General features: G+C 73.4%; 23 protein-coding genes. 9 read left to right on the top strand and 14 right to left on the bottom strand.

The window, feature by feature from the left end; genetic code table 11:
• Positions 1–45 precede the first annotated feature (45 nt).
• Entirely contained in the window at positions 46–513 is a 468-nt protein-coding gene (locus tag ACFWVC_RS26305) for a hypothetical protein (RefSeq protein WP_384290938.1), read from the bottom strand.
• Between the two features lie 106 nt (positions 514–619).
• On the opposite strand from ACFWVC_RS26305, the gene ACFWVC_RS26300 reads away from it, so the two are divergent.
• The 3 genes from ACFWVC_RS26300 to ACFWVC_RS26290 are packed head-to-tail and all read left to right on the top strand — an operon-like array spanning position 620 to position 3,493.
• Positions 620–1,603 carry an ATP-binding cassette domain-containing protein gene (locus tag ACFWVC_RS26300; protein WP_384290935.1) on the top strand — a complete coding sequence of 328 codons (984 nt, stop codon included), beginning with the start codon at positions 620–622 and terminating at the stop codon, positions 1,601–1,603.
• Positions 1,600–2,424: an ABC transporter permease gene (locus ACFWVC_RS26295; RefSeq protein WP_384290932.1), complete on the top strand. Its 825-nt coding sequence runs from the start codon at positions 1,600–1,602 to the stop codon at positions 2,422–2,424. Before ACFWVC_RS26300 ends, ACFWVC_RS26295 begins: the two co-directional genes overlap by 4 nt.
• Positions 2,425–2,434: 10 nt before the next feature.
• A complete protein-coding gene (locus tag ACFWVC_RS26290) occupies positions 2,435–3,493 on the top strand; it encodes a PHP domain-containing protein (protein ID WP_384290929.1) in 1,059 nt (352 codons plus the stop codon).
• Here the strand turns inward: ACFWVC_RS26290 and ACFWVC_RS26285 are convergent.
• From ACFWVC_RS26285 to ligD, 3 genes are all read right to left on the bottom strand, one after another.
• Positions 3,484–5,034: a M48 family metallopeptidase gene (locus ACFWVC_RS26285; RefSeq protein ID WP_384290927.1), complete on the bottom strand. Its 1,551-nt coding sequence runs from the start codon at positions 5,032–5,034 to the stop codon at positions 3,484–3,486. The genes ACFWVC_RS26290 and ACFWVC_RS26285 overlap by 10 nt on opposite strands.
• 129 nt (positions 5,035–5,163) lie before the next feature.
• Positions 5,164–6,042: an ATP-dependent DNA ligase gene (locus tag ACFWVC_RS26280; protein WP_384290924.1), complete on the bottom strand. Its 879-nt coding sequence runs from the start codon at positions 6,040–6,042 to the stop codon at positions 5,164–5,166.
• On the bottom strand, positions 6,039–6,938 hold the full coding sequence (gene ligD, locus ACFWVC_RS26275; protein WP_384290922.1) for a non-homologous end-joining DNA ligase: 900 nt from the start codon (positions 6,936–6,938) through the stop codon (positions 6,039–6,041). Before ligD ends, ACFWVC_RS26280 begins: the two co-directional genes overlap by 4 nt.
• A 32-nt stretch (positions 6,939–6,970) precedes the next feature.
• Between ligD and ACFWVC_RS26270 the strand changes: the two genes are divergently transcribed.
• Positions 6,971–7,912, top strand: a complete 942-nt coding sequence (locus ACFWVC_RS26270; protein ID WP_384290920.1) for a Ku protein — start codon at positions 6,971–6,973, stop codon at positions 7,910–7,912.
• Between the two features lie 9 nt (positions 7,913–7,921).
• On the opposite strand, the gene ACFWVC_RS26265 is transcribed toward ACFWVC_RS26270, so the two are convergent.
• A complete protein-coding gene (locus ACFWVC_RS26265; protein WP_384290918.1) occupies positions 7,922–11,269 on the bottom strand; it encodes a BTAD domain-containing putative transcriptional regulator in 3,348 nt (1,115 codons plus the stop codon).
• A 58-nt stretch (positions 11,270–11,327) separates the two neighbouring features.
• On the bottom strand, positions 11,328–11,813 hold the full coding sequence (locus ACFWVC_RS26260; RefSeq protein WP_384290915.1) for a hypothetical protein: 486 nt from the start codon (positions 11,811–11,813) through the stop codon (positions 11,328–11,330).
• A gap of 811 nt (positions 11,814–12,624) precedes the next feature.
• Here ACFWVC_RS26260 and ACFWVC_RS26255 point away from each other — a divergent pair.
• Positions 12,625–13,410 (top strand): site-2 protease family protein, encoded by a 786-nt coding sequence (locus ACFWVC_RS26255; RefSeq protein ID WP_384290912.1) that lies wholly within the window; start codon positions 12,625–12,627, stop codon positions 13,408–13,410.
• Here ACFWVC_RS26255 and ACFWVC_RS26250 read toward each other — a convergent pair.
• The 6 genes from ACFWVC_RS26250 to ACFWVC_RS26225 form a co-directional block, all read right to left on the bottom strand.
• A complete protein-coding gene (locus ACFWVC_RS26250) occupies positions 13,407–13,595 on the bottom strand; it encodes a hypothetical protein (RefSeq protein WP_384290909.1) in 189 nt (62 codons plus the stop codon). The genes ACFWVC_RS26255 and ACFWVC_RS26250 overlap by 4 nt on opposite strands.
• An 83-nt stretch (positions 13,596–13,678) precedes the next feature.
• On the bottom strand, positions 13,679–14,395 hold the full coding sequence (gene npdG / locus ACFWVC_RS26245) for an NADPH-dependent F420 reductase (protein WP_384290906.1): 717 nt from the start codon (positions 14,393–14,395) through the stop codon (positions 13,679–13,681).
• Between the two features lie 42 nt (positions 14,396–14,437).
• A complete protein-coding gene (locus tag ACFWVC_RS26240; protein WP_384290904.1) occupies positions 14,438–15,280 on the bottom strand; it encodes a carbohydrate ABC transporter permease in 843 nt (280 codons plus the stop codon).
• On the bottom strand, positions 15,277–16,242 hold the full coding sequence (locus ACFWVC_RS26235; RefSeq protein ID WP_384291131.1) for a carbohydrate ABC transporter permease: 966 nt from the start codon (positions 16,240–16,242) through the stop codon (positions 15,277–15,279). Before ACFWVC_RS26235 ends, ACFWVC_RS26240 begins: the two co-directional genes overlap by 4 nt.
• Before the next feature lie 47 nt (positions 16,243–16,289).
• Complete coding sequence (locus ACFWVC_RS26230; RefSeq protein ID WP_384290902.1) at positions 16,290–17,597, bottom strand: ABC transporter substrate-binding protein; 1,308 nt, start codon at positions 17,595–17,597, stop codon at positions 16,290–16,292.
• Positions 17,594–18,712: an exo-alpha-sialidase gene (locus ACFWVC_RS26225; RefSeq protein ID WP_384290899.1), complete on the bottom strand. Its 1,119-nt coding sequence runs from the start codon at positions 18,710–18,712 to the stop codon at positions 17,594–17,596. Before ACFWVC_RS26225 ends, ACFWVC_RS26230 begins: the two co-directional genes overlap by 4 nt.
• Before the next feature lie 124 nt (positions 18,713–18,836).
• On the opposite strand from ACFWVC_RS26225, the gene ACFWVC_RS26220 reads away from it, so the two are divergent.
• The 4 genes from ACFWVC_RS26220 to ACFWVC_RS26205 all read left to right on the top strand — a co-directional run bounded on the left by ACFWVC_RS26220 (position 18,837) and on the right by ACFWVC_RS26205 (position 22,498).
• Positions 18,837–19,511, top strand: coding sequence for a FadR/GntR family transcriptional regulator (locus tag ACFWVC_RS26220; protein WP_384290896.1), 675 nt, complete (start codon positions 18,837–18,839; stop codon positions 19,509–19,511).
• Positions 19,512–19,588: 77 nt separating this feature from the next.
• Positions 19,589–20,182, top strand: coding sequence for a hypothetical protein (locus ACFWVC_RS26215; protein WP_384290893.1), 594 nt, complete (start codon positions 19,589–19,591; stop codon positions 20,180–20,182).
• 20 nt (positions 20,183–20,202) lie between these two features.
• Positions 20,203–21,141, top strand: a complete 939-nt coding sequence (locus tag ACFWVC_RS26210) for a dihydrodipicolinate synthase family protein (protein ID WP_384290890.1) — start codon at positions 20,203–20,205, stop codon at positions 21,139–21,141.
• An 82-nt stretch (positions 21,142–21,223) separates the two neighbouring features.
• Positions 21,224–22,498, top strand: a complete 1,275-nt coding sequence (locus ACFWVC_RS26205; RefSeq protein WP_384290888.1) for an MFS transporter — start codon at positions 21,224–21,226, stop codon at positions 22,496–22,498.
• A gap of 48 nt (positions 22,499–22,546) precedes the next feature.
• Here ACFWVC_RS26205 and ACFWVC_RS26200 read toward each other — a convergent pair whose 3' ends face one another.
• Together ACFWVC_RS26200 and ACFWVC_RS26195 are read right to left on the bottom strand one after the other, a co-directional pair.
• Positions 22,547–24,196: a carbohydrate binding domain-containing protein gene (locus tag ACFWVC_RS26200; RefSeq protein ID WP_384291126.1), complete on the bottom strand. Its 1,650-nt coding sequence runs from the start codon at positions 24,194–24,196 to the stop codon at positions 22,547–22,549.
• Positions 24,197–24,429: 233 nt separating this feature from the next.
• A complete protein-coding gene (locus ACFWVC_RS26195) occupies positions 24,430–25,080 on the bottom strand; it encodes a hypothetical protein (RefSeq protein WP_384290885.1) in 651 nt (216 codons plus the stop codon).
• Positions 25,081–25,324 lie beyond the last annotated feature (244 nt).

Genomic DNA, 25,324 nt, shown 5'->3' with positions numbered 1-25,324 from the left:
CCGGCCCGGAACGGCTGAGGGGGGACGCGCGATGCGCGTCCCCCCTCAGCCGTTCTCCCGGCCCTGTCCGGAGACCTGCTCCGGGGCGCGCGCGTAGACCTCGCCCGCGCCGTCGTCCTGCAGGAGGTACATCTCCGCCCGGTCCGGCCGCCGCAGGACCGTCCACACCGTGCAGGACCGCACCGGCCCGTCCGCCGGGCGGAAGTCGATCACCGCGCCGGGTGCCTCGTCGGGGAACGCCCCGATCGTCCAGCGACCGGTCCCGGAGACGCGGGCGCCCTCGGGGCGCACGCCGTCCGGGTCGCACGCGGGCGCCAGGGTGATGTTCCCGGCGGTGACGCGGCCGTCCCCGGAGAACTCCAGCCGTCCGCCGCGCGGGCTGGTCCAGACGCCGGTGACGTCCGCGGCGTCCGGCTCCGCGTCCCCTGAGACCAGCGGCCAGGCGGCGCCCACCCCGATCGCGCACCCCGCCACCACCAGCGCCGCCGCCGTGATGCCCCCTGCGTGCCGCATGCCGTCCGCCCCCTCCGTCCCCTCGGCGCCCCGTGCCGGCGGCCCGTCAGTGCCGCGTCGGCACGATATCGGTGTCCTGTCAGCGGACCCCGCCAAGGTGGGGGGCATGACACAGCGAGACGTGAAGAGCGCGGACGCCGCCGTGAGGGTGCGGGGGCTCGTGAAGCGCTACGGGGAGACGAAAGCCCTCGACGGAGTGGACCTGGACGTGCGGCAGGGGACCGTACTCGGGGTGCTGGGACCGAACGGGGCCGGGAAGACGACGCTGGTGCGCATCCTGTCCACGCTGATCCGGCCCGACGCCGGCACGGCGATGGTGGCCGGGTACGACGTGATGGCGCAGCCGCGGCAGCTGCGGCGGGTGATCGGGCTGACCGGGCAGTACGCCTCGGTGGACGAGTCGCTGTCCGGCCGCGAGAACCTGTACATGATCGGCCGGCTGCTCGACCTGCCGCGCCGCGAGGCCCGGTCGCGGGCGGACGAACTGCTGGAGCGGTTCTCGCTCACGGAGGCGGCCCGCAAGCCCGCCAAGGAGTACTCCGGCGGTATGCGCCGCCGCCTGGACCTGGCGGCATCGATGATCGGCCGCCCCTCGGTGCTCTACCTGGACGAGCCGACGACCGGTCTGGACCCCCGCACCCGCAACGAGGTGTGGGACGAGGTGCAGAACATGGTCGCGGAGGGGTCGACCGTGCTGCTGACCACGCAGTACATGGAGGAGGCCGAGAAGCTCGCCCACGAGCTGACGGTCATCGACCGCGGCCGGGTCATCGCCGGCGGCCGGGTCGAGGAGCTCAAGGCCAAGGTCGGCGGCCGCACCCTCCAGGTGCGCCCGGTCGACCCGGGCACGCTGAACGCCATGGCGACCGCCCTCGGCACGGGCGCGCAGGCCGTCCCGGACCACGCGCACGGCGTGCTCAACGTGCCGATCATCAGCGACGAGCAGCTGACCGAGATCGTGGCCGCGCTCGGCACGCACGGCTTCGCGATCGCCGGCATCGACACCCATCTGCCCAGCCTGGACGAGGTGTTCCTGGCCGTCACGCACGGCAGCAGGACCCCCAAGGAGCGAGAGGAACTCGCCGCATGACCGCCATCACCGCCCCTGCCGCGCCCGCCGCCGTGGCCGTGGACGCCGATCCGCGGATCGGGCTGCGGGCCAACCTCCGGCACATCGGCGCCCTCGTGCGGCGCAACGTCCTGCAGATCCGGCAGGACCCGGAGTCGATGTTCGACGCGCTGCTGATGCCGATCGTCTTCACGCTGCTGTTCGTGTACGTCTTCGGCGGCGCGCTGGAGGGCAGCCAGGAGAAGTACGTCAACTACATGGTGCCCGGCCTGATGGCCATGATGGGCATGAACATCGCGATGGCCGTCGGCACGGGCGTCAACTCGGACTTCAAGACCGGGGTCATGGACCGCTTCCGGACCATGCCGATCGCCCGCTCCTCCGTGCTGATCGCGAAGATCGTCGTCGAGATCGGCCGGGCGCTGGTCGCCACCGTCATCCTGCTCGCGATGGGCTTCATCCTGGGCCTGCACGTGGACAACGGCGTCTTCGGCCTGGTGAGCGCGGTGGTGCTCTCCCTGACCTTCGGGGCCTCGCTGATGTGGGTCTTCATCCTCCTGGGTCTGGTCGCCCGGACCCCCCAGTCCGTCCAGGGGCTGTCCATGATCGTCGTCCTGCCGCTGCAGTTCGGAAGCTCGATCTTCGCCAAGCCCACGACCATGCCGGGCTGGCTGGAGGCCTTCACCCGCTACAACCCGCTGTCCAACCTCGCGGACGCCTCCCGCAACCTCATCAACGGGGGCGCGGTGGCGCACTCGGTGATGATGACGCTGATGTGGGCGGTGGGCATCACCGTGATCAGCGCGCCGCTGGCGGTGGCGAGGTTCCGCAACAAGACCTGATCCTGGAGGCATGGACCCCGTCGAGGCGCTGGACCGGATCGCCTTCCTGCTGGAGCGGGACGGCGCCCCGACCTACCGGGTGAAAGCCTTCCGGGGCGCCTCCGCCACGGTCGCCGCGCTGCCGCCGGACGAGCTCCGGCGGCGCGCGGCCGTTTCCGGCGCCCTGGAGGAGATCAAGGGGCTGGGGCCGAAGACCGCCGCCGTCGTCCGGGAGGCGGTGGCGGGCGCACGTCCCGCCTACCTCACCCGGCTGGAGGAGGGCGGCGGGACGGACGCCGTGCCACGGCCCGAAGGGGACGCGGGGCAGCGGCTGCGGGCGGCGCTGCGCGGCGACTGCCATCTGCACTCCGACTGGTCCGACGGGGGCAGCCCCATCGAGACCATGGCCCGCACGGCGGCGGCGCTCGGCCACGAGTGGGCGGTGCTCACCGACCACTCCCCGAGGCTGACCGTCGCCCGCGGCCTGACCGCCGACCGGCTGCGCGCCCAGCTCGCGGTCGTCGACGAACTGAACGAACGGCTGCCCGTGCCCTTCCGGCTGCTGACCGGCATCGAGTGCGACATCCTCGCGGACGGGTCCCTCGACCAAAGCGCGGATCTGCTGGGCCGGTTGGACGTGGTGGTCGCCTCCGCCCACTCCAAACTGCGGATGGGACGGGACGAGATGACCCGCCGCCTGGTCTCCGCCGTCAGCAATCCCCTGGTGGACGTGCTCGGCCACTGCACCGGCCGCCTGGTGCGCGGCAAGTCCCGCCCGGAGTCGGAGTTCGACGCGGACCTGGTCTTCGCCGCCTGCGAGCGCTTCGGCGTGGCGGTGGAGATCAACAGCCGCCCCGACCGCCTCGACCCGCCCCGCCGGCTCCTGCGCGAGGCGGTCGACGCCGGGGTCCTCTTCGCCGTCGACAGCGACGCCCACGCGCCCGGCCAGCTCGACTGGCAGATCTTCGGCTGCGCCCGCGCCGAGGAGTGCGGCGTCCCGCCGGAACGGGTGGTCACCACCTGGGACGCGGACACGCTGCTGCGCTGGGCCAGGACCCGTGAGGTCCCGGGTCCGGCGCGTCAGGGCTGAGCCGGGGCCCGGTCCACGGCAAGCCCGAGCAGTCCGCGCAGCTGCGAGGTGTCCGGCTCCGCGCCGTCCGACGGGGTCAGGGCGGCGTCCAGCGCGCGGTCCAGGGCGGCGTGCACGCCCTCGTCGAACTCCAGGTGCTTGCCGCGTTCCCAGTCCAGGTCCCAGCGGGCCCGGCCGGACCCGACCAGGGACGTCAGCGCCAGGGAGTACAACTGGTCGGCGGCGGCGGCCTCGTTGCGGGCCCGCAGGGAGTCGTCGAGGAGCATGTGGCCCACGTCGCCGGTGCGCGGCATGCAGTCGACGACCTCCGGCCACCGTCCGGCGTCGACGGTGTCCAGCAGCGCCGCGAGGTCCGCGGGGCTGCGCAGGACCGCGCGGCCCGCCCGGAGCACCGGCACGGTCTCGGCGTCGAGTTCCGCCGTACCCGCCGCGGCGGCCAGTTCCCGCCACGGCAGCTGCCGCAGCCCGGCCGCCTCCGGGAGCGCCAGCACGGTGCGGGAACCGATTCCCGCGGGGTCGTCGAGCAGGCCGGCCGCCACCGGGGACGGCCCGTCGGGGAACGTCCCGGCGGCGTCAGGGGGCAGCGCCTCGATCAGCGCGACCCGCTCGCGCATCGGGGGGTGCGAGTCGTAGGGCGAGGTCTTCTCGCGCGGCGGGTCGGCGATCAGCCGCCGCTCCTCCTCGCGCCAGGTGTCGCTGTCCAGGAACGCGGCGAAGCCGGAGTGCACCTCCCCGGCCGGCGGGAGCAGACCGAGCTCGATGCCGATGCCGGCGTACTCGCGCAGGTACCGGGTGTGCGCGGCGGTGACGAGAGGTATACGGCGGAGGGCGGCGGCGGTGGTGTCGCGTCCGGCGATCCGCGCGGCGGCGCGATCCGCGGCGAGTTCCCCGAGGCGCGCCTCGGCCTGGGTCACCCGCAGGCAGAAGCGGGCGTAGCCGGCGAACAGCGAGCCCATCGCGTGGCCGATGCCGCTGCCGTCCTCGGCGTACCGGTCGAGGACCCGCGTCAGGCCGGCGCGGTTGCGGGCGGCCAGTCCCGCCAGGAAGGTGTCGCGCCGGGCGAAGTGGCCGAGTTCGTGGGCGATGACCGCGTCGAGCTGACGCTCCGTCAGTCCGGTGAGGTACGGGATGCCGAGCACCATCCGCCGCCGCCCGGCGACCAGCCCGAGCAGCCAGGAGCTCTGCCAGACCGCCGCCACCGGCTCCGCCACGAGCCAGAGTTCGGCGGGGGCGGACGTGTCCATCGCCGCGGCCACCTTGAGGACGCGCGCCCACAACTCCGGCTGCTCGTCCGGGCTCACCCGCAGCGCGGCGGGCCGGTGGCGGTTCATCCCGCGGACGGAGGCGAGCAGTCCCGACACCAGCGGCGAGGCGAAGGCGACGCTGACGCCCACGAACAGGAAGGTCACGTAACCCCCCTTGAGTGCCGCGTCGAAGAGGACGACGTTCGCGGCCACTATCGCCGCGAGCAGGCCGAGAGCCATGACGTAGAAGCCGAGCAGGAGCCCGAGGAGGCGGACGGCATGGAAGAACGCGCGCATGGCGGAAGGGGTCTCCTGGGAGCGGGGGATCACGGGTGGCGACGGCCGGGTGGCGACGCGCCATCGTATGCGGGCACCGGCCGCCGCTCAACGGCCTTTCCGCCGGGGTGCCGGGCCTCTTCCGCGAGGTCACGGCACGGGGCGCAGGCGCAGCACCGTGGTGAGGGCGTGGCGGCCGGCGCCCTGGAGGATCTCGACAGGGAGGGGCCGGGGCAGCGGGCGGTAGGGGGTGCCGTCGTCGAGGGCCGCGGTGGCGCGGGGTGAGGGGGTCAGGAGGGGGGCGAGTTGGGCGCGCAGGGGGGCGTCGAGGGCGGCGGAGGCCAGCGGGCCGTCGCCGAGGTCGAGGACGAGGGCGCGCGGGGCGCGGGGGGTGCCGGTGAAGCCGATGGCGACGGCGTCCTGCGGGACGGAGTGCCGGAGCTTGAGCCAGTCGCGGCGGCCGGGCCGGTAGCGCTGGGCGCGGCCCTTGACGACCAGGCCCTCGATGCCGGAGGCGGCCAGGGAGGCGTACCAGTGCAGGGCCTCGTCGCGTTCGGTGGTCATGGGGACGGGCTGCAGCGGCGGGCCGAGCGGCGCGAGGAGGGTGGTCAGGGCGGCGCGGCGCTCGTCGTAGGGGCGGCCGCGCAGGTCGGTGCCGCCGGCCGCGAGCAGGTCGAACGCCGCGTAGTTGGCGGGCGGCGGTGCCGTCGGGCGCCTGCGGGTGCCGCCCAGGGCGCGCCGCTGGAGCGCGCCGAAGTCGATCCGCCCGTCGCGCCAGATGACGACCTCGCCGTCCACGACGGTGCCGGGCGGCAGCGCCCGCGCGGCCTCGGCCAGTTCGGGGAAGGTGTCGGTGACGATCCTTCCGGAGCGGGTCTGGAGCCGTACCGGGTCGGTGAGCACGACCATCCGGTGGCCGTCGAACTTCGGCTCGTACGCACAGCCGCCGGGCAGCGCGTCCGGTTCGGGGACGGTCTCAACGCGCCGGGCGAGCATCACCACGACGGGCGGCGGGACGGGATCGGTCACGGCAGCCGGGCCCGGGCGGCACCGTCGTCGAGGCCGGCCAGCAGGTCGCCGTGCCGGTCGGCGCGGCCGAGCACGTCCTCGGGACCGAAGACCAGGTCCCCCGGCGCTCGGCAGGCGGCGACCTCGTCCCAGGTGACCGGGGTGGCCACTCCGGGGCGGTCGCGCAGCCGCAGGGTGTAGGGGCAGGCGGTGGTCTTCGCGGAGGCGTTCTGCGACCAGTCGATGAAGATCTTGCCGGGGCGCAGGCTGCGGGTCATGGAGACCAGGACGAGACCGGGGTGCTCGTCGCGCATCCGCCCGGCCAGCGCCCTGGCGTAGCCGCTGACCGCCCTGCCGGTCGCGGGCTCCAGCGGCGCGTACAGGTGCAGGCCCTTGCTGCCGGAGGTGACGGGGAAGGCGGTGAGCCCGTCGTCGTCCATCATCTGGCGGAGCCGTTCGGCGACCCGGCAGCACAGGACGAGGTCGGCGCCCTCCCCGGGATCGAGGTCGAGCACGAGCCGGTCGTGGGCCTCGCGCCCCGCGGCCGCCGTCCACTGGGGGACGTGCAGCTCCCAGCCGCCGAGGTTGGCCATGGTGACGAGGGTGGCGGTGGAGTCGACGACGACGTGCGGCTCCTTCGGATCGCCGGCCGTCGTCACCCAGGAGGGCGTGCCGGCGGGCGGCCGTTTGGCGAACCACGCCTGCCCGTGCGGCCCCTCCGGCGCCCGGACGAACGAGGCGAGGCGGCCGGCGGCGTGCGGCAGCATCACCGTGGCGATCCGGGCGTAGTAGCGCAGCAGCCGCGCCTTGGTGTGGCCGGTCGCCGGAAAGACGACCTTGTCCAGGTGCGTGAGGACCACCTGACGGCCGTCCACCTCGGCCGGCTGCCGGTCGGGCGAGGCTGACGGGGCGGGCATAGTGTGGAAAGTCCCCGGAAAGGGACGAAAGTATGCGATCCATGTGGAAAGGTGCGATCGGCTTCGGGCTGGTCTCCATTCCCGTCAAGCTCTACGCGGCCACCGAGGAACACGGCGTCTCCCTGCACCAGGTGCACGCCGAGGACGGCGGCCGCATCCGCATGAAGCGGTTCTGCGAGAAGGAGGGCAAGGAGGTCCCCTACTCGGAGATCGCCAAGGGGTACGAGGACGAGAGCGGGCGCACAGCGGTCCTCAGCGACGAGGACCTGGCGCAGCTGCCGCTGCCGAGCCGCAAGCTCATCGACGTCCTCGCCTTCGTCGACACCGACGAGATCGACCCGCTCTCGCTGTCGCGCGCCTACTACGTGGGGGCCGAGGCCGCCGCGTCCAAGCCGTACGTCCTGCTGCGCGAGGCCCTGGCCACCAGCGGCAAGGCAGCCGTCACGAAGATCGCCCTGCGCACCCGCGAGTCGCTGGCGCTGCTCCGCGTCCACGAGGAGCTGCTGGTCCTGCACACCATGTACTGGCCCGACGAGGTGCGCGACGCCGGGGGGCTGGCGCCGCCGGAGAACGTCGCCGTGCGGCCGCAGGAACTGAAGATGGCGCAGAGCCTGATGGAGACCCTTTCCGAGGACTTCGACCTGGAGTCCCTGCACGACGAGTACCAGAAGGCGCTGGACTCCCTGGTCGCCGCCCGCCTCGAGGGCGAGCCCGTGCCCGAGACGGCCGAGGTGACCTCCGCCCCCGACAACGTGGTGGACCTGATGGCCGCGCTCCAGGCCAGCATCGACGCCCGCGGCGGCGAGAAGACGGGGAGCACGGCGAACACCGCGAAGACCGGGACGGCCGGGAAGCCGGCCGCCGCCAAGAAGACCGCCGCCAAGAAGGCCCCGGCGAAGAAGGCGGCCGCCAAGAAGACCGCCGCGAAGAAGACCACGGCCAAGAAGACGGCGGCACGCAAGAAGGCCGGCTGACCGGGCCGGTCAGACGGGCTCGCGCAGCAGCGCCATCGCCTCGGGGAACGTCAGCGTCCCGCCCTCGCGGTACGCCGCGTCGTACGCCTCCTCGCCGAGATGCACGCGCAGCCGGGCCGCGTCCTCGTCGAGGCTGACGCGCTCCCACGGGGTGCAGGCGGTCTGCCGCAGGCTGTCGTGGGCGCCGAGCACGAGCGCGGCACGGCGGGCCGGCTCCCGCGCGCCGTCGGCGTCCCGCAGTCCGGCGATGCCGGTGAAGAGCCCGACGCCGGGCGGGAAGAGCAGGATGCCCAGGCGCGGCCCGATGACCGGGCTCAGCGGATGCGCCTCCATGTAGTCCATGGCCTCGCGCAGATGCGGCAGCCCGCCGTACGGGTCGCCGGCCATGCCGGTCAGCCAGCCGCGGATCGCGGCCAGCAGCCCGAAGATGAAGGAGGGCATGCCGCGCGGGGGGTCGGCCTGCATGGCGTCGAGAAGTCCGAAGGCCTCGTCCAGTTCGCCGCGCCGGGCGAGGATCGCGACGAGCAGCACCCGGCCGTAGTAACTGGCGTCGTCGCCGACCGGCCGGAAGCGCTCGGCGTCGGCGATCCCCTCGCGGATCAGCCGCTCCCCCTCCTCGATCTCGCCGCTGTTGGCGAGGGCGTCACCGAGGCGGATCGTCATCATCGGGACCTGCTGGTGGGCACCGAGCTTGCGCGCGATGGCGATGGCCTCGCGGCAGCTCCCCGCGGCGCGGACCCAGTCACCTGAGTTGGCGGTGGCCTCGGCCTCCGCGGCCAGCACCTCCGCCAGACCCCAGTCGTCGCCGATCCGGCCGAACAGCGCCCGGGCCTCGCGGATGTCCTCCATGGAGGCGCTGAGCCGGTCCTCGACGTCGTTCATCACCTTGGCGCGGAGCTGCAGCGCGAACGCCAGCTCCCACACCCGGCCGTGCCGCCGGCAGCTGGTCACCGTGGCGTCGATCAGCTCCGGCATGATGTCGAAGCGGCCGGTCAGCATGGCGCCCATCATGCGGAACAGCCCCGGCCGCAGGCTGGACTGCGGCAGCTCGGGCGGGTAGACGTCGATGAGCGCCTTTCCGAGCGCGACGAACCGCGGGTCGTCCCAGACGTCGGTCTTCTCCATGTGCGCGAACACCTCGGCGGTGCGCACCCATCGCCGGGCCTCGGTCAGCAGCTGGGGCGCCATCGGCAGCGGGTCGTCCAGCGGTCCGCGGTCCAGCGGCGGCAGCGCGAGCTGCCCGGCGAAGGGGTCCTCCGGGCTCATCCGCGCCACGACCGAGGGCCAATGGCCCATCTCACTGCGGTAGTTGCGCATCTCCCAGAACCAGCTGCAGGCCAGCACCAGGCAGAGCGCCTCCTGCTCGTCGCCCGTCTCCACCGCGCGGCGGATGGCCGCCCTCAGGTTCTCGTGCTCGCGCTCCAGCCGCTCCAGCCACAGCAGTTGGCGGGGCCCGCGCAATTCGGGGTCGGCGGTGCGGATGTACTCGCGGAAGTACGCGGTGTGGCGGCGCCCCACGGCGGCGCGCTCACCGGCCTCGTCGAGCCGTTCCGCGGCGTACTCGCCGATGGTCTCCAGCATGCGGAAGCGAGCGCCGTCCTCGGCCAGGTCGGCGACCACGAGCGACTTGTCGACCAGCGACGCGAGGAGGTGGGCGACGTCGCGCGGGTCCACGGAGCCGTCGCCGTCGCCGCCGTCGCACACCGCCTCGGCGGCGGCCAGGTCCCAGCCGCCGGCGAAGACGGCGAAGCGGCGCAGCACCGTCCGTTCGGCCTCGGAGAGCAGGTCCCAGCTCCAGTCGACCACGGCGCGCAGCGTCTGCTGGCGGGGCAGCACGGTGCGGCTGCCCGCGGTGAGGATGCGGAAGCGGTCGTCGAGCCGGTCGACCAGCTGACGTGGCGTCATCATCCGCAGCCGGGCCGCCGCGAGCTCGATGGCCAGCGGCAGCCCGTCCAGCCTGCGGCACAGCTCCGCACACGCCTCGGGGTCCTCGTCCGGGGTGAAGCCGGGGCGGGCCGCGGCGCCGCGGTCGGCCAGCAGCCGCAGCGCGGGCGGCTCGGGCAGCGGGTCCAGCGGCCGTATCGACTCCCCCGGCACACCGAGCGGTTCGCGGCTGGTGGCGAGCACCGCCAGGTCCGGGCAGTGCGCGAGCAGCCGCTCGACCAGTTCGGCGGCGGCCCCGATCACGTGCTCGCAGTTGTCCAGGACGAGCAGCAGCCGGCGATCGGCGCAGTACTCGGTCAGTTGCAGCAGCGGGTCCTTGGCGGCCGCGCCCTTCGCCTCGGCGGCGAGCGCGGCCTCGGTGGCCGAGCCCGCGTGCAGCAGGGTCTCGCGCAGACCGAGCGCGTTGACCACGGCGACGGCCACCGTACGGGGGTCTTCGACGGGGGCGAGTTCGGCGAACCACACGCCGTCCGGCCACTGGCCGGCGACCATGTCCCCGGCCTCCTGCGACAGCCGGGTCTTGCCGGTGCCGCCGGGCCCGGTGATCGTCACCAGCCGGGCGGCCGACAGATCGGCGGCCAGCGCCGTCAGATCCGTCTCCCGTCCGACGAAACTGGTCAGCCGGGCGCGCGCGTTGCCCCGGCGCTGCGGCTCCGGCGGGGGCGGCGCGGCGGCCGGAACGGGCGCCGGCGTCGCCGGCACGAGCAGTTCGGCGTGGAGGGCGCGCAACTCCGGGCCCGGGTCGGTGCCGAGCGTGTCGGCGAGTTCCCGGCGCACCTCCTCGTACGCGACCAGCGCGTCCGCCGTCCGCCCCGCCTCACGCAGCGCCCGCAGGCGCAGGGCCTGCACCTGCTCGTTGAGCGGATGCGCGGCCGCCAGCTCCGCGATCTCCGGGAGCACCTGCTCGGCGCGGCCCACGGCGACCTCGGCGGTGATCCGCAGGCGGCGGGCGTCGAGCCGCAGCGCGTCGTAGCGGGAGGCGACGGAGGCCCGGTCCGGAAGGTCGGCCACCACGGGGCCGCGCCACAGCCCGAGCGCGCTGTCCAGCGCGTCGGCCGCCTTGGCGGCGTCGCCGTCGGCCAGCGCCCGTCCGCCGTCCTCCACCAGACGCTCGAAGCGGAACAGGTCCACGGCGTCCGGCCCCGCGTCCAGCCGGTAGCCGCCGTCCACGGAGGCGACCGCCCCGTGGCCGATCGCCCGGCGCAGCCGCGCCACCAGCGCCTGCAGCGCCCCGTTCGCGTCGGCGGGCGGCTCGCCCTCCCACACCTCGTCGATCAGCGCCTCGGTCGTGCGCACCCGCCCGGGGCGCAGGGCCAGCGCCGCCAGCAGGGCCCGCAGGCGGGTCCCGGCGAGGGGCACAGCGGTGCCGTCGTCGCGATGGACCTGCGTCGTCCCGAGGATGCCGTAGCGCACGCCCCCATTGTGTCCGAGGCCACGGCCGCCTCGCCCCCGGGTTACGGCGAGCCCCCCTTCAGAGGCCCCGGCACGCCTCCGAGCGGAAGACGTCGGCCGTGACGGTGGCGTAGCCGTCGTCCTTCCAATAACGCACCTGACCGGGTTCGAGGCGCGCCAGCTGCTCAAGTGTGAAGTCCACGTGCTCAGTCGACCACGAGTTGTCACGGGTCCAGCCGTACAGGCTGTACGTGCGCCGCGGCTCCAGCGCCGCCACGGGCATGTCGGTGGTCCAGCCCCGGCCGCCGGTGTCGAGCCGCCAGAGCGTGTATCCCTTGGCCGGCTTCCCGCGGATCCACCGGCCGAGGTAATCCGCCTCCTCCTCATCGGAGTACAACGTCGCGCCGTCGATGCGGTCGTGGCAGACGAGCATCACGCCGAGCGGCTTCCCGTCGTCCGTCACCGCGATGCCCGTGACGCCCGCGACGGGCACGGTGCAGCCGGAGAGCGTGCTGCACACGGCGACGGCGAGCCCCACCAGGCCGACGAGCCGGTTCCGTCTCATCGCTCCCCCTCCGGGCGGGCCGCCCCGCGGCCCGGTCCCTTGCGATCCCGGTAGGTTTTTTCCCCGCCCACCCGCCCTCCCCCAACCTTCGGCCGGGGGTGCCCCCAACCCCGTGAAGTCACGCGCCCCGGCGCGCGTGGTTCCTGGGCCGGGTGCGGGGCCTCCGGGGCTGCACGTCCTGGACTGGCATATTTACGTGCGTGACGGGCACTTGCCCATCCCTTCCCGCCCCGGATGCCGCACACAAATATGCCGCAGCGTCCAGAACATCCACCCCTACGACCCCGCCCCCTCCGTTTCGTCATGCGCCTGATCCCCGGTGGGGGTGGAGGCGGTCCGGGGTGACCGCGGTTGCCTGAATACGGCCCCATCGGTGTGGGCGGTGACGCCTGGGCGGCCGATGTGCCGCCGCACCAACCCTGAGCCTGTGCCATGGCTGCCTTCCACCCCCCACTGAGGATCAGGCGCTCGCAACTACAGAGGGGGCGGGGTCGGAGGGGTGGGCGTTCTGGACTGTGGAGCATATTTGGGTGCACAACCCGGGGTGCCGCGCGGAGAGTGCCCGAGGCACCGAAATGTGCTGTCCAGAATGGCCAGCCCCGGAGGCCCCGAACCCGGCCCACCCCGCACGCGCGCCGGGGTCACTGACTTCACAGGGCACACGGGCGGGAGGGCGGGGAAAAACCCTGGGCGGAACGTCTCGCGTTCGCAGAGCGTTATCGGCCCGTGGGTATGCCCGGCGCCAGCCGAATGACATGATCGGGCGGCCAGCACAGACCTCCCCGTACAGCCCTCCGCAGGAGCCCGCACGATGACCACCGCAGCAACCCGCAGTGAGCGGCAGATCAGCCCGATTTTCCTGGGCCTGGTCGCGATCATGGCCGTCTCCGGGTGGGCGGTGTGGACCGGGTTCTCCGCGAACACCGGCTTCGCCGTCTTCCTGTTCGTCGTGTCCGGCTGGGTGGTCTCCCTGTGCCTGCACGAGTACGCGCACGCGCGCACCGCCCTGCACGGCGGTGACATCTCGATCGGCGCGAAGGGTTATCTGACCCTCAACCCGCTGAAGTACACGCACGCGCTGCTCAGCATCGTGCTGCCGGTGGTCTTCGTGATCCTGGGCGGCATCGGCCTCCCCGGTGGCGCGGTGTTCATCGAGCGAGGCCGGATCAGCGGCCGCTGGAAGCACAGCCTGATCTCGGCGGCGGGCCCGCTGACGAACATCCTCTTCGCGATCGCGCTGATGCTGCCGTTCACCCTTGACGTGGTGGACCCGTTCAACCCGGAGCAGCAGCCGTTCGCCGCGGCCCTGGGTTTCCTGGCCATGCTGCAGGTGACGGCGGCGATCCTGAACCTGCTGCCGGTGCCGGGGCTGGACGGCTACGGGATCATCGAGCCCTGGCTGTCCTACAACGTGCGGCGCCAGATGGAGCCGTTCGCGTCGTTCGGCCTGCTGGCAGTCTTCGGCGTGCTGTGGATCCCGGAGGTCAACGCGGCCTTCTTCGGTTTCGTGGACTCCGTGACACGCGCCTTCGGGCTGCCGAACGGCCTCTCGGACCTGGGCTACCAGCTCTTCCGTTTCTGGAAGGACGCCCTCTAGTCCGCGGAGACGGCCGCCGCCTTCTCGATCCTGGCCTTGCGCACGTAGTACCAGCACATGTTGCTGGTCAGGCCGGTGATCGCGATCCAGACGATGCCCAGCCAGCTGCCCTCGACGAAGGAGACGACGGCGGCGACCACGGACAGTGCGCACACGATGAGCGCGTAGACGGCGAGGCGGGGCATGGGGGCGGCTCCTGTCGGGTCGGTCACGAACCCGCCCATTGTCCCCCATGCCCTCGCACGGGCCTCGCACGGCCCCACGGCGGCTACACGTCGGTCAGGCGCACCCCGGCGTGGGCCTTGTAGCGGCGGTTGACCGAGATCAGGTTGGCGACCAGCGCCTCGACCTGGTGGGCGCCGCGCAGCCGGCCCGCGAAGACCCCGCGGACGCCGGGGATGCGCGCGGCCAGCGCCTGCACCAGGTCGGTGTCGGCGCGGGACTCGCCGAGGACCAGCACGTCGGTGTCGATCGTCTCGACCTCCGGGTCCTCCAGCGTCACCGCGGACAGGTGGTGGAAGGCGGCGGCGACCCGGGAGCCGGGCAGCAGCGCGGCGGCCTGCTCGGCGGCGCTGCCCTCCTCGGGCTTCAGGGCGAAGGCGCCCTTCTTGTCGAAGCCGAGCGGGTTGACGCAGTCGACGACGAGCTTCCCGTCGAGTTCCTCGCGCAGCGACTCCAGGGTCTTGGCGTGGCCCTCCCACGGCACGGCGACGATGACGATGTCGCTGCGCCGGGCGGTCTCCGCGTTGTCCGCGCCCTGGACGCCGTGTCCCAGCTCGTCCGCCGTGGCCTGCGCACGCTCGGCCGCGCGGGAGCCGATGATCACCTGCTGGCCCGCCCTGGCGAGCCGGTAGGCCAGGCCGCGGCCCTGCGGCCCGGTGCCGCCGAGGACGCCGACGACGAGGCCGGACACGTCGGGCAGGTCCCAGGGGTCCTTGGCGGGAGCCTTCGCGGCGGGGGTGTCATTGCCACTGTCAACAGTCATGTACGTGATCCTGCCAGCAAGGGGCGGCCCGCGGCGTGCCGGTCACGCCGTGACGCTCCCCTCGCTGAGGCCGCCCCGCCAGTACCGCTGGAGCACCACCATGAGCAGCATCAGCGGCAGGACGGACAGCAGCGCGCCGCCGACCGTGTACTGGTAGAGCTCGGGCTGCCGGTCGGCGTAGCCCTGCCAGGAGGTCAGCCCGAGCGTCACCGGGTACAGGTCGCTGTCGGAGAGCATGACCAGCGGCAGGAAGAAGTTGTTCCAGATGTGGACGAATTGGAACAGGAAGACGGTGACCAGCGCCGGTGACATCAGGCGCAGCCCGAGGACGTGGAAGATCCGCCACTCCCCCGCTCCGTCCAGCCGGGCGGCCTCCAGCAGGGAGCGCGGGATCGCCGCCGTGGCGTAGATCCGGCACAGGTAGACCCCGAACGGGCTGACCATGCCGGGGACGAGGACCGACCAGTAGGTGTTGGCGAGGCCGAGGTCGGTGAAGAGCAGGTACAGCGGCAGGGCGAGCGCCGTGGACGGAACGAGGACCCCCGCGACGACGGCGGTCAGCACCGCCTCGCGCCCCGCGAAGCGGTACTGCGCGAGGGCGTACCCCGCCGCGGCCGACAGCCAGGTCGCCCCGAGCGCGCCGACGCCCGCGTACAGAAGGCTGTTGCCGAACCAGCGGACGTACACGCCGCCGTCGTAGGTCAGCACCCGGCCCAGGTAGTCGATGGGGTGGGGGTGCGCGAACCAGAGGCCGAAGCTGCCGAAGAGGTCCGCGCTGGACTTGGTCGCCGAGACCGCGAGCCAGTACACGGGGACCAGGAAGTAGACGGCGGCGAGCGCCAGCGCGGTCGCGGTCAGGACGCGGTAACGGAGCGGGACGGTCATCGCAGCGCCCCGTCCCCGCCGCGGCGGCGGCCGACGAGGCTGAGGAAGCCGAAGGACAGCGCGCACGCGACGAGCGCGAGCAGCACCGCCTCGGCGGCGGCCACGTGGTAGTCGTTGGCCGCGAACGCCTCGTTGTAGGCGTGCAGGTTGGGCGTGTAGCCGGAGTCGATGGCCGGGGAGAGCGGACGCAGCACGAGCGGCTCCGAGAACAGTTGCAGCGTGCCGATGATGCTGAAGACGGCGGTCAGCACGAGCGCCGGCCGGATCAGCGGCAGCTTGACGTGCCAGGCGATCCGCGCCGCGTTCGCGCCGTCGAGGCGGGCCGCCTCGTACAGCTCGGCGGGCACGGCCTTGAGCTGGGCGATCAGGACCAGCATGTTGTAGCCGGTGAACTGCCAGGTCACGATGTTGGCGATGGACCACAGCACGGTGGAGCGGGACAGGAAGTCGACCTGCCAGCCGGCCGAGTGCAGGATCTGCACGATGGGGCTGATGCCGGGGACGTAGAGGAAGCCCCACAGGATCGACGCGATCACCCCGGGCACGCCGTAGGGCAGGAAGTACGCGGTGCGGAAGAAGCCGATGCCCCGGGCGGAGGCGCTGTCCAGGAGCAGCGCGAGCGCGGCGGCCAGCGCGAGCATGAGCGGCACCTGCACGACCCCGAAGAGCAGGACGCGCCCGAAGCCCGCGAGGAACGAGCCGTCGCGCAGTGCGTGCGCGTAGTTGGCGAGGCCCGCGAACACGTCGTGCGAGCCGCCGAAGCCGAGCGGCCCGGTGCGCACGGTCCGCAGCAGGCTCTGCTGCACGGCGTAGCCGATGGGAACGACGAAGCAGAGCAAAAACAGCGCGCAGAACGGCAGGAGGAAGGCGGCCGCGGTCCGCGCCTCGCGGGAGCGGGTACGGGAACGGGCCCGGGGGCGGGTGGGGCCGGCGTGGCGCGGCCGGGTCCCGGCGGCGGGCACGGCGGCGGAACCGGGGGCGGCCGGCGGCACGACGTCCGCCCGCGCGGTCACGCGGCCTCCGCCTTCAGGCCCTTGTCGCGCAGGTCGGCGAGGGTACGGGCCTGGAGTCCCGGCAGGGTCGCGGTGAGGGAGGTGCCGGAGCTGACGGCGCCGCTGAGGGCGTCGGTGAGCCGTTGGAAGAAGGTGTCCATGGTGGGGCCCCAGGTCCAGGCGCGGTCGACCGCGGCACCGGACGCGGCGACCACCGCGCCGTAGTCCTGGCCGCCGAAGTAGGCCGCGCGGGTGTCGAGTTCGGCCGGGGTGAAGCCGGAGACGGGGGCGGGGTAGCCGTAGCCGCCCCGGATGAGCAGGCGGACGCTGGCGGGGTCGCTGTTGAGCCACACCGCGAAGTCCAGCGCGGCCCGGGGGTGCCGGGTGCCGGCGAGGACGGCGGTGGTGGAGCCGCCCCAGTTCCCCGAGGACGGGGCGGCGCCGGAGCCGGCGGTGTGCCACTGCGGCATCGGCCGGACCCGCCACTTGCCCGCGCCGCCGGGGGCGTTGCCGGTCAGCAGCGCGTCGCCCCAGCTGCCGCCGGTCCAGCTGACGAGGTCGCCGGACTGGAGGCCGGCGTACCAGGCGCTCTGCATCATGGGCTGGGTGGCGACCAGCCGGTCCTTGATGAGCCGGTCCCAGTAGCGGGTGACGCGGCGGGTGGGCTCGTCGTCGACGGAGACCAGCCAGGTGTCGCCGCCGGCGCGGAACCAGCGGGCGCCGGCCTGCCAGGCCAGGGCCGTGAACCAGCCGGGGTTGGACGGCGAGAAGGCCGTGAGGTGCGCGCCGCGGCGGCGTACGACGCGGGCGGCCGCGGCGAAGTCGTCCCAGGTGGCGGGGGTTTCGATGCCCCACCGGTCGAGGAGGTCCTGGCGCTGGAACAGCACCATCGGCCCGGAGTCCTGCGGGATGGCGTAGACCCCGCCGGCGTACACGGTCTGCTGCCACAGCCAGTCGGCGAAGCGGGCGCGGTAGCGGTCGGCGCCGTACCGGGCCAGGTTCACCAGGCCCTGGTCGAGAAGGAATCCGGGCACCATCTGGTACTCGACCTGGGCGAGGTCGGGCGGGCTGCCGGCCTTGAGCGCGGCGTGCATCTTGGCGTACTGGGCGCCGCCGGCGGCGGCCACCTTCTCCAGTTCGACGCGGACCCCGGGGTGCAGCCGGTTCCACAGCGCGACGTTGCGCTCGATGCCGGGCACCCAGGACCAGAAGGTGAGGGTGGTGGTGCCCTTGCCCTCCGCGCCGATGGAGGGGGCGCAGCCGGGCAGGGCGAGCGCCGCCGCCGTGCCGCCGGCCGCCGCCAGCACGCCGCGCCGGCCGATCAAGAGACCAGCTCCGCGAGGGGGACGCGGCGGAAGGTGATCGTCTCGTAGGGGCCGAAGTCGCCGGTCTCGTAGAGCAGTCCGATGGTGTCCTCGTCCAGGAGCACCAGGTCGGAGTAGGCGGCGGGGAGCCCGTCGACGATGTGCGCGGTCCGCCAGGTGACGCCGCGGTCGTGGCTGGCCCGGATGGTCATCGCGGCCCGCGCGGTGGGATGCCCGGGGCCGGAGAAGAGCAGCACGTCGGGCGTGCCGGGGTGCAGGACGCTGCACTGCACGACGGGGGCGACCAGGCCCGCCTGCGGGCGGAAACGGCGTTCCAGGGTGGCGCCGCCGTCGGCGGAGACGGCGTCGGCGCGGTTGCCGGGGCTGCGGGAGTCGGTGCGGGTGTTGAAGTAGACCGTGCCGTCGGGGAGTTCCGCGGCGGTGGTCTCGTTGGGGTTGACGTAGTCGTCGGACGTGTCGTCGACGTAGCCGAGTTGCCAGGTCTCGCCGAGGTCGTCGCTGTAGAGGCAGTGGCCGCCGTTGTAGCGGGGCTCGGCGCCGGTGTCGGGGGCCTCGGGCGGGTTGGTGTGGTTGCCGGCGACGACGATCCGCCCGGCGTGCCGGCCGGCGCGCAACTGGAGCGCGTGGCCGGGGGTGGTGGCGTACCAGCGCCAGCCGGGGCGTTTGACGGCGGCGGTGATCTCGCGCGGCTCGGACCAGGTGAGGCCGTCGTCGTCGCTGTACTGGACCCAGATCCGGCGGCCGTCCTCGTCGGGCACCTTGCCGCGGATGATGGCCCGTTCCTCCGCGGTCCCGGCGTTGCGCACGTGGACCAGCACGACGCGGCCCTCGGCGGTGACGACGGGGGCCGGGTTGCCCGCCGTGCCCGAGCCGTTGGACGTCACCACCCGCAGGTCGTCCCAGGTGCGGCCGCCGTCGGCCGACCGTCGCAGGACGAGGTCGATGCGCCCGGTGTCCGCCGCCGACTCGTGCCGGCCCTCGGCGAAGGCGAGCACGGTGCCCGTGCCCGTCACGACGACCGCGGGGATGCGGAAGCTGGCGTAGACGGCCCCCGGGTCTTCCCCGGAGGTTCCCCCGGTACCGGCTCGGTAGGGGACTGATGTGAGGTATGACATCGGTGTTGCCTCCGATGCGCCCTTGCATGGCAGACGTAGGACGTCCCTTGTCGTCAAGGGACGGTAGACAGACACTGACGGCACGTCAAGAAAGCACGACAGCACGAGGGAAAGGCGGCCACTTGTGACCAGAACCGCCGGCGGGGGCCGCGGCCCGACGCTCCAGGATCGCATCATCGAGCTCATCCACGAGCAGCGACTCGCCCCCGGCGCCACATTGCCCACCGAGCCCCAGCTGATGGATCTGCTGGGCGCCGGCCGCAACAGCGTCCGCGAGGCGGTGCGCGCGCTCCAGGCACTCGGCATCGTCGAGATACGCCACGGCACCGGCACCTTCGTGGCCGACGCGCCGCTGCGGGTGCTGCTGCCCTCGCTCACCTTCCACATCCGCTCCCGGGTACGGGCGCTGGCCGATTTGGTGGCGGTGCGCGAACTGCTGGAGGTCGGGCTGATCGGCGAGGTGGCCGGCACCATACCGGCGGAACGGCTGGACGAACTCGACACGCTCGCCTCGCGGATGGTCACCGACCCGGACGCCGACCGCACGTTCCACGCGCTGTTGTACGCGACCTGCGACAACGAACTGGTGCTCCAGCTCATCGACCTGTTCTGGAGCGTCTACCAGGACGTCGGCTCGGCTCTCGCGCCCGCCGACGACCCCGTCGAGCGCATCATCGCCAACCACCGCGCGGTGGTCGGCGCCCTGCGCACCGGTGACGCGGGCGCGGCGCGGGCGGCGATGCGCCGGCACTTCACCGACGTACGCGCCAGGGTCTCGCGCGCCCTTCCCGCACAGTGACCCCGATGACCACCTTCGGGTGAGCCGGGCGGGGAAGCCCCGCTTGGCGGTGGGTGCCTGCGCCAGGATGCCGTGGCATGGATGCCGTACGCGTCGAGGTCGTCCGTGAACTGCTGGCCGGCAGCGAGTGGCCGGAGCGGACCGGGACGTTCGCGGGGGCGCTGCGCGGCGCGGTCCGCCGCGGCTCCCCGGGCGGACTGCTGCTGGTGGGCGGCGGCGGGTACGAGCCGTGGCACATGGCCGCCCATCTGGACGACGAGGCCGCCTGGAGCGGGCTGCCCGAGCTCTCCCCCACCCTGGTGCGGCAGCATGTGCCGCCGGGCGCGCCCGCGCATCTCGCGGTCGGCACGGCCCGGCTGGAGGCCGCGCGGCGCGGCGAGACGGTGCTGGTGGTCACGCCCGAGCGGGCGGAGGCGGCGCTGCTGGAACGGGTGGACGGCGCCCGGCGGGCCGGGGCGACGGTGCTGGCGATGGAGGCGGGCGACCGGGAGCTCGCCGGGCTCGCCCATGAGGCGCTGTCCGTGCCGCCGGAGCCCGGGGAGCCGGGGCTGGACCTGCTGCAGCACCTGGTCAGTGCCGCCGCGGGGCGGCGGGTGCGGTTGCGGGACCGGCTGCCGCGGCTCGCGCGGCTCGCCGAGCAGTTCGTGTCGCCACCGCCTGCAAGCTGGTAGAAGTGGGCGTTATGACCGTTATGCACGCACCTTTGTGCGGCGTCGTACCTCCTCTGTGCACTCCTCTCACACCCGCGGGCGACGTGGACACCGACGGGCTGCGCGCCCTGGTCGGCCATGTGCTGTCGGCGGGCGTCCACGGCGTCTTCGCGCTCGGGTCGAGCGGCGAGACGGCCTATCTGTCCGACGCGCAACGCCGGATCGCGCTCACCACCGTCGTCGAGGCGGTCGGCGGGCGCGTCCCCGTGCTCGCCGGGGTCGTCGACATGACCACGGCCCGGGTGCTGGACCATGTCCGCGCGGCCGTCGCGGCGGGCGCGGACGCCCTGGTGGCCACCGCGCCCTTCTACACCACCACGCACCCGGTCGAGATCGCCGACCACTTCCGCCGGGTACGGGACGGCGCGGACGGCCTGCCGCTGTTCGCGTACGACATCCCCTCCGCCGTGCACACCAAGCTGCCCGCGGCGACGGTGCTCGCGCTGGCGGAGAACGGCACGCTGGCCGGCCTCAAGGACAGCAGCGGGGCCGACGGCGGCATGCGCCGGATGCTCGTGGAGCTGCGCCGGCGCGGTCTGAGCGGCTCCTTCTCCCTGCTCACCGGCTCCGAACTCACCGTCGACGCCGCCCTGCTGGCCGGGGCCAACGGTGTCGTGCCGGGCCTCGGCAACGTCGACCCGCACGGCTATGTGCGGCTCTACGAGCACGCGCTGGCCGGTCGCTGGCGCGAGGCCGCCGCCGAGCAGGACCGGCTCGCCGCGCTCTTCTCGATCGTCGACGTCGGCGCCGAGGCCGCCCCGATGAGCGGCAGCGCCTCGGCGCTCGGCGCCTTCAAGGCCGCGCTGCACCTGCGGGGTGTCATTCCCTGCCCGGCCACGGCGGCGCCGCAGGTGCCGCTGGACGACACCGCGGTGAAGGCCGTCCGCGAGCGCCTGGAGGCGGCCGGCCTCATGGCGTGACTTCTTTCGCGGGCGGGCGCCTGCGGCGGCGGCGGCGGAAAATCCGTTGCGCCCCCGGCGCCCGCCCGCGAAACATGCGGGGGTGCGAAATCTCCTCCCCGACCTCGCGCCCTGGCGCAGCTCCCGCGACTTCCGCCTGATGTGGTGCGCCGGGCTGATCACGAGCTTCGGCAGCTTCCTGACGTTCGTGGCCCTCCCGGTCCAGATCAAGGACCTGACCGGCTCGACGCTGGCGGTCGGCGCCCTGGGCGCGGTGGAGCTGGTCCCGCTGGTGGTGTTCGGGCTCTACGGGGGCGCCCTGGCCGACGCCCTCGACCGGCGGAAGCTGATCCTGTGGACGGAGGCCGCGCTCGGCCTGATGTCGGCCCTGCTGCTGGCCAACACCCTGCTCCCGCGTCCGCTGCTCTGGCCGTTGTACGTGGTGGCGGCGCTGACGAGCGCGCTCGGGGGCCTGCAGCGCCCCGCGCTGGAGGCGATCGTCCCGCGCATCGTGCCGCACGACCAGCTCACCGCGGCGGCCTCGCTGAACGCGCTGCGCTGGCAGCTCGGCGCCATCGCGGGACCCGCGCTGGCCGGTGTGCTGATCGCCTTCGCCGGCCTGCGCTGGGCGTACGCCATCGACGCCGTGACCTTCGCGGTGTCGCTGCTGCTGGGCCTGGGGCTGCGGCCGTCCCCGCCCGCGCACGACGCGGAGCGCCCGTCGCTGCGCTCGATCGGCGAGGGCGCGCGCTACGCCTGGAGCCGCAAGGAACTGCTGGGCACGTACGTGGTGGACATCGCGGCGATGGGCCTGGCGTTCCCGATCGCCGTGTTCCCCTTCATGGCGGACGACCTCGGTGCGCCGTGGTCGCTGGGCCTGATGTACGCGGCGCTGCCGGCCGGGGCGATGCTGATGAGCCTGACGAGCGGCTGGTCCAGCCGGGTGCACCGGCACGGCGTGGCGATCGTGCTGGCCGCGGCGGGCTTCGGGCTGTGCATGGCGGCGGCCGGACTGACCCGCAACGTCTGGCTGGTGCTGCTCTTCCTGGCGCTGGCGGGCGCGCTCGACATGATCAGCGGGGTGTTCCGCTCCACGATCTGGAATCAGACCATCCCGGACACCCTGCGCGGCCGGCTGGCCGGCATCGAGCTGCTGTCGTTCATGACCGGGCCGCAGCTGGGGCAGGTGCGGGCCGGTGGCGCGGCGGCGGTGCTGGGGCTGCGGACCTCGGTGTGGACCGGCGGCCTGGCGTGCGTGGCGGCGGTCGGGACGCTGGCGGTGTGCCTGCCGACGCTGCTGGCGTACGACGCGCGGACCAACGAGCACGCGGTGAGCATGCGGACGGCGGCGGAGGACGTGGTGTCCCCCGCCGCCTGACCCGTGGGGCGGTCGGTGGGCCCGGCCGGTTCACCGGCCGGGCCGCGTTCAGCCGGTGAACCCGGCGGTGATGGAGGTGAACTGCCAGGTGCTCTGGTTGATGCCGGAGCAGTTGCTGGTCACACCGCCGCCCGCGCAGGGGCGGTCGCGGTTGACGGCCCAGTAGGCGAGCCGGGCGATGTGGTGGGAGTTGGCCCAGTCCCGGATCTGGGTCCAGATGGCCGGGGTGGTGTTCTCCTGCTGGTCGCTGAGGCCGTTCATGCCCGAGATGCCGATGTGGGCGTAGGCGGTGGCGTCGTCCCAGCCGAAGGTGGACTTCAGCTTGGTCTTCAGCCCCTCGGCGGCGTTCACGGTGTTGCCGTACATGTCGGCGCCGCCGCCGAAGTCGAACGGCATGATCGTGAAGACGTCGATGTTGGCGCCGAGCGCGTTGGCCCGCTCGATGAGCCGGCCGCCCCAGTAGGTCGGGCCGGTCGTGGAGGTGCCGAAGGTGAGGATCGTCCGGATGCCGGGGTTGTTCTGCTTGACGATCTTCAGCGCGTTCAGGACGCGGTCCTGGACGACCTCGCTCTCGAACTCGTCGGTGTTCTCGATGTCGACGTCGATCGCCTTGAGGCCGTAGGCGTTGATCACCTGCTGGTAGGCGCCGGCCAGCGCCTCGGGGGTCGAGCAGTTGGGCCCGAGCTTGTTGCCGCTCCAGCCGCCGATGGACGGGACGATGTCGCCGCCCGCGGCCCGGATCGCGTTGATGGTCGACTGGTCGTTGCCGCCGGTGAGCGGACGCGAACCGTCCCAGGCGGGGTTGCAGCCGCCGGAGGAGAGGATGAAGGCCATCGTGAACCACTTGACGCCGGTGGCGCTCATCACCGTGGACGGGCTCGGCGGGTCGCCCCAGCCGAGGTACAGGTAGGGCGCGGCCTGCTTGAAGCCGGTGCCACCGCCGCCGCCGGCGCTGGTGGTGACGCTCACCGCGTTGGAGGCCGCCGAGGTGTTGCCCGCGGCGTCGCGCGCCTTGACGGTGAAGGTGTACGCGGTGCTCGCGGCCAGGCCGGTGACGGTGGCGGAGGTGCCGGTCACGGTGGTGGCCAGGGTGCTGCCGCGGTACACGTCGTAGCTGGTGACGCCGACGTTGTCGGAGGAGGCGTTCCAGGACAGCGAGACGCTGGAGGAGGTCTTGCCCGTGGACGTCAGGCCGCTGGGCGCGGTGGGCGCCTGGGTGTCGCCGCCACCGCCGCCGCCCGGGCCGTCGAGGCTGATGTCGTCGGCGTTGTAGGTGCCCTGCGCGTACCAGCCGTGGACGTACAACTGCACGCTGGTCTGCGAGGCCCCGGTGGTGAAGGGGACCGTCAGCTGGGTGTACGAGGCGGCGGACGGGGTCCAGGTCGAGGCGCCGCCGGTGACACCGAGGTAGACGTAGGCGCCGCGCACCCAACCCGTCAGCGAGTAGGCGGTGTTGGGCTGCACCGAGACGGTCTGGGTGCACTGGGCGGTGTCGCTGCTGCTGACGGCGCCGGCCAGCGCCTTGGTGCCGCTGTGCACCGGGCTGCCGACGACCGAGCCGCCCGAGCAGGACCAGCCGGACAGGCTGCCGCTCTCGAAGCCGGGGTTGGTGACGAGGTTGGCCGCCTGGGCGGTGCCGGGCAGGGCGATCAGGGTGCCGGCGGCGGCCAGGAAGGCGGCGGTGACGACGGAGAGGATGCGGGATCTGCGCGATCCGGTACGCGGGACATGACGACGGAAGAGCACGTGACCTCCCAGTGGGGGGCGGGGGGTTCAGACAGTGCCGGGCAAGTGGTCTGGACCGTTGGTCTGGACCTGTCACGCCGGATTGAAGCGGAGTGTCGTGCCCTCGTCAAGAGGTCCGGGCCACCGCCGCTTCCTGGATCGGCGGTGGCCCGGACGGCTGGGGGGTCGGCCCGGATCGGCCCGGGTCAGCGGACGCGCTCGATACGCGCCTTCCGGATCAGGAACTTGCCGGGCTCGCGGACCTGCTCGAAGGCCGCGTTGTTGAGCAGCACACAGCTTCCGGACGTCGATGTCACGGCGACCGTCGTCGACTTGCCGTTGTCCAGGTTCGTCACCTTGAGCCTGGTGCCCATCGGGAACTGGTTGCTGGACGCGGCCGGGGCGCCCGCCTCGCCGGAGAGCGTCACCGTCGAACCCGGGCAGACGACCTGGCCGGTCGCCGCTCCCGCGGGCGGCGCGGCGGGCGGCTGCGCCTGGTTCTGGCCCTGACCCTGCCCCTGGCCCGCGGCGGGTGCGGCGGGAGGCGCGGCGGGCGCCGCGGCCGGGGGCGCGGGGGCCGCCGGTGCCGCGCCGCAACCCGACGCCTGACGCTGAACGTTGATCTGCTGGATGACCGCCTCACGGTTGGCGATCCGGGCCGCCGACTGCGCGTCGGGGTTGGCCCGCTGGCCCGCGATGAAGGCCTGGTTGTTGCGTATCGCCTGGTCGAGGCCGTCGCACACCACGGAGGCGTGGCCGCTGGCCATCGTCGCCACCGCGAAACCGCCGGCGAGCGTCGCCGCGCCCGTCATCAGCGCGATCTTCTGCTTGGTCCCGAGCCTGCGTTTCCTGGACATGGGGCCCCTTTCCTCCGGCTTCGTCCGACCTTCCGTGGTCGGATCCGGTCCACATGTCCTGTGAAACGGAGCGCCCTTGGTCTGAACCTCAATGCGTTCGAAACCTCGGACGGGAGCGGGGCTGATGTGCTACGCGCGGGTAGCCGCCGGGACACACGGGCCATACGGGACCCACCGGGCGATCCCGGCCGGGGCCGGGACTGCCGATCGGGTGAAGCGCAGGGCGGCACGAGGGGCTGAGGCC

It is taken from the genome of Streptomyces sp. NPDC058691, assembly GCF_042714775.1.
Taxonomy (GTDB): Bacteria; Actinomycetota; Actinomycetes; order Streptomycetales; family Streptomycetaceae; genus Actinacidiphila.
Note: the sequence above shows the minus strand (reverse complement) of the source record. Positions and strands in the feature narration are given on the sequence as shown.

What these genes read in the sequence shown, in the direction of transcription:
- ACFWVC_RS26305 (WP_384290938.1), bottom strand. Translation starts at nt 513, where the DNA reads ATGCGGCACGCAGGGGGCATCACGGCGGCGGCGCTGGTGGTGGCGGGG.
- ACFWVC_RS26300 (WP_384290935.1), top strand. Translation starts at nt 620, where the DNA reads ATGACACAGCGAGACGTGAAGAGCGCGGACGCCGCCGTGAGGGTGCGG.
- ACFWVC_RS26295 (WP_384290932.1), top strand. Translation starts at nt 1,600, where the DNA reads ATGACCGCCATCACCGCCCCTGCCGCGCCCGCCGCCGTGGCCGTGGAC.
- ACFWVC_RS26290 (WP_384290929.1), top strand. Translation starts at nt 2,435, where the DNA reads ATGGACCCCGTCGAGGCGCTGGACCGGATCGCCTTCCTGCTGGAGCGG.
- ACFWVC_RS26285 (WP_384290927.1), bottom strand. Translation starts at nt 5,034, where the DNA reads ATGCGCGCGTTCTTCCATGCCGTCCGCCTCCTCGGGCTCCTGCTCGGC.
- ligD (WP_384290922.1), bottom strand. Translation starts at nt 6,938, where the DNA reads ATGCCCGCCCCGTCAGCCTCGCCCGACCGGCAGCCGGCCGAGGTGGAC.
- ACFWVC_RS26270 (WP_384290920.1), top strand. Translation starts at nt 6,971, where the DNA reads ATGCGATCCATGTGGAAAGGTGCGATCGGCTTCGGGCTGGTCTCCATT.
- ACFWVC_RS26260 (WP_384290915.1), bottom strand. Translation starts at nt 11,813, where the DNA reads ATGAGACGGAACCGGCTCGTCGGCCTGGTGGGGCTCGCCGTCGCCGTG.
- ACFWVC_RS26255 (WP_384290912.1), top strand. Translation starts at nt 12,625, where the DNA reads ATGACCACCGCAGCAACCCGCAGTGAGCGGCAGATCAGCCCGATTTTC.
- ACFWVC_RS26250 (WP_384290909.1), bottom strand. Translation starts at nt 13,595, where the DNA reads ATGCCCCGCCTCGCCGTCTACGCGCTCATCGTGTGCGCACTGTCCGTG.
- npdG (WP_384290906.1), bottom strand. Translation starts at nt 14,395, where the DNA reads ATGACTGTTGACAGTGGCAATGACACCCCCGCCGCGAAGGCTCCCGCC.
- ACFWVC_RS26240 (WP_384290904.1), bottom strand. Translation starts at nt 15,280, where the DNA reads ATGACCGTCCCGCTCCGTTACCGCGTCCTGACCGCGACCGCGCTGGCG.
- ACFWVC_RS26225 (WP_384290899.1), bottom strand. Translation starts at nt 18,712, where the DNA reads ATGTCATACCTCACATCAGTCCCCTACCGAGCCGGTACCGGGGGAACC.
- ACFWVC_RS26215 (WP_384290893.1), top strand. Translation starts at nt 19,589, where the DNA reads ATGGATGCCGTACGCGTCGAGGTCGTCCGTGAACTGCTGGCCGGCAGC.
- ACFWVC_RS26210 (WP_384290890.1), top strand. Translation starts at nt 20,203, where the DNA reads ATGCACGCACCTTTGTGCGGCGTCGTACCTCCTCTGTGCACTCCTCTC.
- ACFWVC_RS26195 (WP_384290885.1), bottom strand. Translation starts at nt 25,080, where the DNA reads ATGTCCAGGAAACGCAGGCTCGGGACCAAGCAGAAGATCGCGCTGATG.